The organism is Companilactobacillus zhongbaensis (assembly GCF_003946515.1).
In the GTDB taxonomy this organism is placed as follows: domain Bacteria; phylum Bacillota; class Bacilli; order Lactobacillales; family Lactobacillaceae; genus Companilactobacillus; species Companilactobacillus zhongbaensis.
Window position 1 is genome coordinate 23,889 of the sequence record NZ_RHOM01000027.1, and the last position, 6,599, is coordinate 30,487.

Sequence of the window (6,599 nt, forward strand, 5' to 3'; positions counted from 1 at the left end):
TATACGTGCTACGTGCTATTATACATGTAATGATATTTATTAAGCTTACTTAGCATGTATGAGGAGGGAAACTAATGGAAATTATTACATTTTCAGCTATAAAAGGCGGCGTTGGTAAAACTACCCTAGCTTTTAATTATGGTGAATGGTTAGCAAAAAATGGCAAGCATGTTTTATTTATTGACTTAGACCACCAAAGTAATTTAACCCAGACTTACAACATTTACGACAATCAAGACACCGTTGGCAACATTTTCTTAGATCGAGGGAAAGTCAAAATACATGAAATAAGTGCTTATATTAGTCTAATTGCCGGAGACATGCACCTTGACGATATTGAGCGGACCATTGAAAATAAGACTAACAAAAACATGTTCCTCTACATGTGGTTGTCAGATAATTATGAACGTTTAAATTTAGGAAAATTCGAGTATATTATTTTGGATTGTCACCCAGATTTTTCTACTGCTACCAAGAATGCAGTCATCATTAGTAATGCTATCCTTAGTCCAATCACACCTAGCGAACATGGGTATAATGCAAAATTTAACCTAGAAGAAAGAATTAACGAATTACGCAAAGAAGCCATTGATTACTCTACTAGAAAATCTTATGTCACGACCAAATTATTTTTTATCGCCAACATGATTAAACACAACACAAGATCATCTCGCGAGTTATTAAAAGCCTTAAAAGGCGATCCCAGTGTATTGGCTACAGTTCCAGAAAAGGAGCTATTCAATCGTTCAACGTTGGATAAAAAATCTCTTTCAAAAATGGCTGAAGACCACAAAACATATATTGATCAACATGAATTTTTTGATAGTATGGACAAAACATTTAATGAAATCACGGAAAAGTTATAAATGCTTTGTACACGTGTTGATCACATGTATATTCAATACGTATACATGTGAATTATAAAGGAGGACTACCTATGGCATTCGATCCAGAGAACAAAAACATAAAAAAGGCACTACAAAAAAATGAAACAGAACAGCAAACTGATACTAAAGATAAACTTGTTATTCCTGTTTTTAAAGATGAAGAGGAACGTACTAAGAACTATACCTTTTCACTTCAACCTAGCGCACGCAAAAGACTTGATGGTCTGGCTAAAGAACATAATTTTAAGTCTGCCTCCAAATTTTTAAATGAGCTTATAAAAAATATGTGATGTCACTTTAAGGGGGGAGTTGTTATGGAAATTTCAATAAATGTTACATTTTTGCTTGCCAGCCTTATTGTCTTTTGGATAATTCCAGCCATTGGAATTGCCAAAAAGCACCTAGTAGATGACCGCTTTTTTATTCGCCAGTGGTTATTTCCAATGCAATATTGGTTACAACTTTTCTTTGAAAGAATCAGTGGTAATCGTCGTATTGTCGTAAGAATTTTACAAATAATGTCCCTGTTTATCACTTATTTCATCGGGTTACTTATGCTCCTTATATTTAGTGCTTTTGATATTAATACGGCCAAGCATTTTAGTGTCTTTATATTATTTGAGTATTTACTGGTATCTTCTATCGCTTACTGGTTTCAACCAAAAGCTGGCAAAGTATACAAGACTAAATAAAGTTGCTGCTAGGTAAGCGCTATGCTAGACTAAGACTAATTTAACAACCGAATACAAAGATCAAGCTAAACAGAAAAATCCCCGATTCACGAGGAATCAGGGATTTTAGGTTTAGCAAGTAGCTAACAGACAGCTACTTAGATTCAGACGATTTAGACCGGCAAGTTAAAATCGTCTGAACATTGTTCTTAATTTGTAAGTTAATTATACCGCAAACCAGCCCGTAAGGACAAGTTAAGGATAGTTAAAAAACACAAATTAAAACCAATGGACTAAGTAGCTAACCGAAGCTATTTAGTCCATTTTTTGTTGTTAGAAATTAAAAAAGTTGCCGACTGGGCAACCAAGAAATAGACACATGCTGGTAAATTACAAAGCATTCATTTAGCCGTGAGGCTTTGTAATTCAGTTAGAGCATATCAGATTTGTATTTTAAAGCAAATCAAATGTTTTAGCAACTCTCTTTTGAGACAGCGTGTGTCAGTCAAGAAAGGGAGTTTTAATTATGACAAAATCAACAAAGTTCAATTACTATGAAGCCGATAACGTATATGGAGCCTTATTTTTCCAATTTCCTAAAGTATTAATGTATGGCGATCAATACAAACATTTAAGCAATGACGCTAAATTAGCTTATATGGTCCTCAAAGACCGTTTAGAGTATTCTTTGCGCAATAACTGGGTTGATAGTGAGGGTCATGTTTACTTTATCTTTACCAACCAAGAACTAATGGACTTGTTTAATTGCTCAAAGGGAAAAGCCATCAAAACAAAAACAGAGCTGGAATCAATCGGATTACTCGTTCAGAAACAAATGGGTTTTAACCCGAAAACTAAAAAGAATGAACCGAACCGTTTATACCTTTCCAAACTTGATGTCAAAGCCACCGATGTCTATTTACGCGGTGAATATGGTCAAAATAGCCCGCAAACCCTTGCTACGAGCGGAAGTTCAAAAAATGAACTTCCGCGGGAGACCGTTGAAACCCTTGCTACGAGCGGAAGTTCAAAAAATGAACTTCCGCATAAGTTCGTTGACGACACCCCGCAAACCCTTGCTACGAGCGGAAGTTCAAAAAATGGACTTAATCTATATAAAGAACCTAAAGAAAAAGATAAAGATAGATACAATATAGATACTCAAAAGTTGGACTTTTCCACAGCCAATTTCTCCCCAGCAGAAATTCAAAAGCAAAACCAGGATTTGGTGAACCATGCTAATGATTTCTTAACTGATGAAGACAGTGGCTTACCGGTTTTCTTAGAACCAGAAGCTGTGCAACTACTTAGTTTTTGGTGCCGTACCCCGCAACAAATGCGGCGCTTCATTGGCATTATCTTAAATGCTAAGTACCGAGTTGAGAAAGATCACAAAGATATTGGTGTCATAATCCTACTTGGTGATGAGGAACTGAGACCTTTAATGACTAAAGCCTTGAGACGCTACTTTAACGCCCTGAGAAGCAATGAGAAGCACATCAAGAATGTTGAGAACTACTTATACGGCACCATGCAAAACCTATTTGGCGTTTGGTGGAATAAACAAGCGGCTAGAGGATATGTTGCTAAACACCCCGAGGAGCAGAACGCTGACAATGAATGATTTTAAAATCAAACGGCATATAAGCTCATTTAAGCCGCTTTAAGTGTTACATGCATAATCATATTAAAATTGCTTTAAAACCGCTTAGAAGTAAAAATAGGCACCTTGAGTGGCCGAATTGGCGATGGCTGAACTAGAAAAATGGGATAGGAGCTTTTTAAATGACCAAGCCCAGCAAAGAAATCGAAACAATTGATCAATTGTTGGCTGACCCCTGGGCAGTCGATATTCAAGACATTTGGGAGCAAGCAGCACATAATCCAGATCCTGATAAGCGCAAGTTGTTTGACGCGTTACACACTTACCTCTTAGATAAACGCCAAGAACAAATTATCAACGAAAAGCATTTCGTGATTTAACATGAGTGAGCTAAAGAGATACATCATCGTGGCTGGGATAAACGGTGCTGGTAAAAGCACTTTATATCGCGCGAGACCCGAATTATTTACTCACTCCAAACGATTAAATGCCGATGAAATCCTACAAAAAATGGGTGGCGATTGGCATAAAGATCGTGATAACTTTAGGGCAATGCGCGAAGAAATAAAACAACTCCACGCGGCTTTAGATACCGGGCCGAGTATTCATGTTGAAACAATCTTAGCTGGGCAAGGAAAGGCACAATTAAATTTAATTGAGCGGGCTCACCAAAATGGTTTTGAGGTCACGCTTTTATACGTGGCATTAAAAAACGAAAGAGTAGCAATTAATCGGGTTCATGAACGGGTCAAAAAAGGTGGGCACGGAGTACCAGATGAAATTGTTAAAAAACGCTATAATCAATCAAATCATAATTTAGCAATAGTTGCATTCAAAGCTGATAATGTCGTGATCTACGATAATAGCCAAAAATTTGTATCAGTTTACAGACGAGAGCATGACCAGGTGATCAAAAATAATTTACGTAATTTTCCTTGGATAAATCCAAAAATTACCTTTGAATCAGCTATACAGAAACAACTAAATGAATTTGGTAAAAATAATCCAGATTTAAAAATTAGAAATCCCATGAATAATTCAGAAAATAAAAACGATCGGCCTAGTTATTAGGCTGATCGTTTTTGAGTTTATTTGGTTTATGGGCGTTAACATAGTCAGCAAATGTTTTTAAAAGCTCTTCGGTTTGTTCAACCGAGAGATTATCAGCTTGAAAGTATTTTTCTAGCAAAGCCCCTTTTTGAATTAATCGGCGAGAACGGGCTTTGCGAGCTTGCCGATTTTCGTAGTATTTAGATTGCCGTAATTTAAAATCTTCCCGCTCAATTTTTTGTTTTAAACGCGCTTGCTGCTCGACTAGTTTTTCATATTGATTAGACATGGAATTTCCCCATCTCGTATGGCTAATGATCTACGGACTTTACCTTTAAAAATTCAGAAAATTGCTTGGCTAAAAGCTTAATCTGATCGTTAGATAAATTAGCATAATCTAAATTGGCTTGACTGATGATTTGTTTACCTAGCCGTTGTTCAATCTTATTTTTTTCGTCCTTAATTTTTTGATTAAGGGCTTTTAATTTAGCTTCTTGTTTTTCTAAGTTACTTTGAGACATAACGATCCCTCCAATCATATTAGAAATAATCACCAAAACTATATCATATAAGAAACGTTAAGTCAAAGTATAAAATTTGAAATAGCGAAGCGGAAGGCATACACTAAGTTAAAGTTAAGAGAATCAGCAGACCGAGTGAAACGAGGTCAATGCGCACTTACACATAGAATAAATTCTATGTTGTGTTAACCCCATTAAAACCTGTATTAGAAGTCGCCGTTGGCGACAACAAAGTCAAACTCATATAATCAAAGGAAGACGGTGACCAACATGGCAATTTTTCACATGAGTTTTCAAAATATTAGTGCTGGTAAAGGACGTAGTGCCATTGCTGGAGCTGCTTATCGAAGTGGTGAAAAGTTATTCGATCAAAAAGAAGGTCGAAGCTATTTTTATGCGCGTTCGGTTATGCCAGAAAGCTTTATTTTGACACCAAAGAATGCACCAAAATGGGCGAGTGATCGGGAGAAGTTGTGGAATGAAGTTGAAAAGAAAGATCGTAAATCAAACTCACGATATGCCAAAGAGTTTAACGTAGCTTTACCAGTTGAATTAAGTGAAGACGAACAGAAAGAATTATTAACTAAATACGTGCAAGAGAATTTTGTCGATCAAGGTATGGTAGCTGATGTCGCAATTCATCGTGAGCACCCGGATAATCCGCATGCTCATGTGATGTTAACTAATCGGCCCTTTAACCCCGATGGTACTTGGGGATTAAAGGCAAAAACGCAGTACATTAAAGATGAAAATGGAAAGCAACTTCTAACTAAAAGTGGGTTCCCAAAACAAAGAAAAATTTGGTTAGTTGATTGGGATAAAAAGGAAAAAATTAATGAGTGGCGGCATAATTGGGCAACAAGTGTTAATCAGTCTTTAGCACAAAAAAATATTCCCGATCGAATTAGCGAAAAATCATTTGTCGATCAAGGAATCCAAGAGACACCTACCCAACATGAAGGGATTAATAGTCAGAGACAAAATAGAAAAGCGTTTAATCAACAAGTTAGAGCACAAAGAAGCACTCAAGCTAAGTATCATAATATTAACGAAAAGATCCGAAATCATGAACATTTTGACGCATTAACTGACGAGTTATCATTTTCCGAAAAGCACACGATTAGCCACCTAAGTCAACAACTGAAAACTTATGTCGATTTAGAACACTTAGATGACAAGCAACGCATGCTGTTTAATTGGAAAAACAGCTTATTAATTAAACATGCGATTGGCGAAGATGTGACCAAGAAATTACTCACGATTGACCAGCAAACCACATCACTAGCACAAGCTAATCAGTTGTTAAATAAAGTGGTGGACCGAGCAACTAAAAAATTATATCCGGAACTTGATTTTGAACAGACAACCGCGGCTGAACGACGGGAACTGATTAAAGAAACTAATAGCGAACAAACTATTTTTAAAGATAGTGAATTGACTGAACGTTTAGCGGGTATTCGAAATGACTTATTAACCCAACAATTATTGACGTTTACCAAACGCCCATATGTGAGCTGGAAATTAGTTAATCAGCAAGCCCAAACAATTGAGAAGCAATTAACCGCGGTGTTAGCCAAACATGGCCACCAGTTAGACGATTTGAAGCATACTGATCGGGGCATACTAGCCGCTTATGAACCTAACGAACTCGAATTCATTTCGAAAGCGGTGAAAGATTTACGGGTCATTCGGGAGGTTAAATCCGTGGTTCAAACCCAATACGACAGCATTCTAACGACTGCTTTTCCGGATAGTGACCTCGATAAGCTAGAGCCGATTGACAAGGAGCAAATCTATACCGCTGTTGTTTACTATGATCCAGAATTAAAGCCATTAAGCGCCAGTGATCTTAGTCAATTACAACAGC

Annotated in this window: 9 protein-coding genes; 7 read left to right on the plus strand and 2 right to left on the minus strand. The window is 36.8% G+C overall.

Annotated elements, in window-relative coordinates; all coding sequences use genetic code 11:
• The first annotated feature begins 74 nt into the window (after window positions 1-74).
• The 6 genes from EKM69_RS09820 to EKM69_RS09845 all read left to right on the plus strand — a co-directional run bounded on the left by EKM69_RS09820 (window position 75) and on the right by EKM69_RS09845 (window position 4,232).
• On the plus strand, window positions 75-866 hold the full coding sequence (locus EKM69_RS09820) for a ParA family protein (RefSeq protein WP_016527412.1): 792 nt from the start codon (window positions 75-77) through the stop codon (window positions 864-866).
• Between the two features lie 71 nt (window positions 867-937).
• The gene (locus EKM69_RS09825; protein ID WP_041095869.1) at window positions 938-1,177 is read left to right on the plus strand and encodes a hypothetical protein; all 240 of its coding nucleotides are present in this window, start codon (window positions 938-940) and stop codon (window positions 1,175-1,177) included.
• Between the two features lie 24 nt (window positions 1,178-1,201).
• A complete protein-coding gene (locus EKM69_RS09830; RefSeq protein ID WP_062688638.1) occupies window positions 1,202-1,579 on the plus strand; it encodes a hypothetical protein in 378 nt (125 codons plus the stop codon).
• A 505-nt stretch (window positions 1,580-2,084) separates the two neighbouring features.
• The gene (locus EKM69_RS09835; RefSeq protein WP_125710589.1) at window positions 2,085-3,182 is read left to right on the plus strand and encodes a replication initiator protein A; all 1,098 of its coding nucleotides are present in this window, start codon (window positions 2,085-2,087) and stop codon (window positions 3,180-3,182) included.
• A gap of 161 nt (window positions 3,183-3,343) precedes the next feature.
• On the plus strand, window positions 3,344-3,541 hold the full coding sequence (locus EKM69_RS09840; RefSeq protein WP_125710591.1) for a hypothetical protein: 198 nt from the start codon (window positions 3,344-3,346) through the stop codon (window positions 3,539-3,541).
• Window position 3,542: 1 nt separating this feature from the next.
• Entirely contained in the window at window positions 3,543-4,232 is a 690-nt protein-coding gene (locus EKM69_RS09845) for a zeta toxin family protein (protein WP_057799491.1), read from the plus strand.
• Here the strand turns inward: EKM69_RS09845 and EKM69_RS09850 are convergent.
• Window positions 4,222-4,500 carry a hypothetical protein gene (locus EKM69_RS09850; RefSeq protein ID WP_033615047.1) on the minus strand — a complete coding sequence of 93 codons (279 nt, stop codon included), beginning with the start codon at window positions 4,498-4,500 and terminating at the stop codon, window positions 4,222-4,224. The genes EKM69_RS09845 and EKM69_RS09850 overlap by 11 nt on opposite strands.
• A gap of 22 nt (window positions 4,501-4,522) precedes the next feature.
• Complete coding sequence (locus EKM69_RS09855; protein ID WP_003555660.1) at window positions 4,523-4,750, minus strand: hypothetical protein; 228 nt, start codon at window positions 4,748-4,750, stop codon at window positions 4,523-4,525.
• A gap of 252 nt (window positions 4,751-5,002) precedes the next feature.
• Here EKM69_RS09855 and mobQ point away from each other — a divergent pair.
• Window positions 5,003-6,599: MobQ family relaxase (mobQ, locus tag EKM69_RS09860; RefSeq protein WP_125710593.1), on the plus strand; the 1,597-nt coding region annotated here is incomplete at its 3' end.

What these genes read in the sequence shown, in the direction of transcription:
- EKM69_RS09820 (WP_016527412.1), top strand. Translation starts at nt 75, where the DNA reads ATGGAAATTATTACATTTTCAGCTATAAAAGGCGGCGTTGGTAAAACT.
- EKM69_RS09825 (WP_041095869.1), top strand. Translation starts at nt 938, where the DNA reads ATGGCATTCGATCCAGAGAACAAAAACATAAAAAAGGCACTACAAAAA.
- EKM69_RS09830 (WP_062688638.1), top strand. Translation starts at nt 1,202, where the DNA reads ATGGAAATTTCAATAAATGTTACATTTTTGCTTGCCAGCCTTATTGTC.
- EKM69_RS09835 (WP_125710589.1), top strand. Translation starts at nt 2,085, where the DNA reads ATGACAAAATCAACAAAGTTCAATTACTATGAAGCCGATAACGTATAT.
- EKM69_RS09840 (WP_125710591.1), top strand. Translation starts at nt 3,344, where the DNA reads ATGACCAAGCCCAGCAAAGAAATCGAAACAATTGATCAATTGTTGGCT.
- EKM69_RS09845 (WP_057799491.1), top strand. Translation starts at nt 3,543, where the DNA reads ATGAGTGAGCTAAAGAGATACATCATCGTGGCTGGGATAAACGGTGCT.
- EKM69_RS09850 (WP_033615047.1), bottom strand. Translation starts at nt 4,500, where the DNA reads ATGTCTAATCAATATGAAAAACTAGTCGAGCAGCAAGCGCGTTTAAAA.
- EKM69_RS09855 (WP_003555660.1), bottom strand. Translation starts at nt 4,750, where the DNA reads ATGATTGGAGGGATCGTTATGTCTCAAAGTAACTTAGAAAAACAAGAA.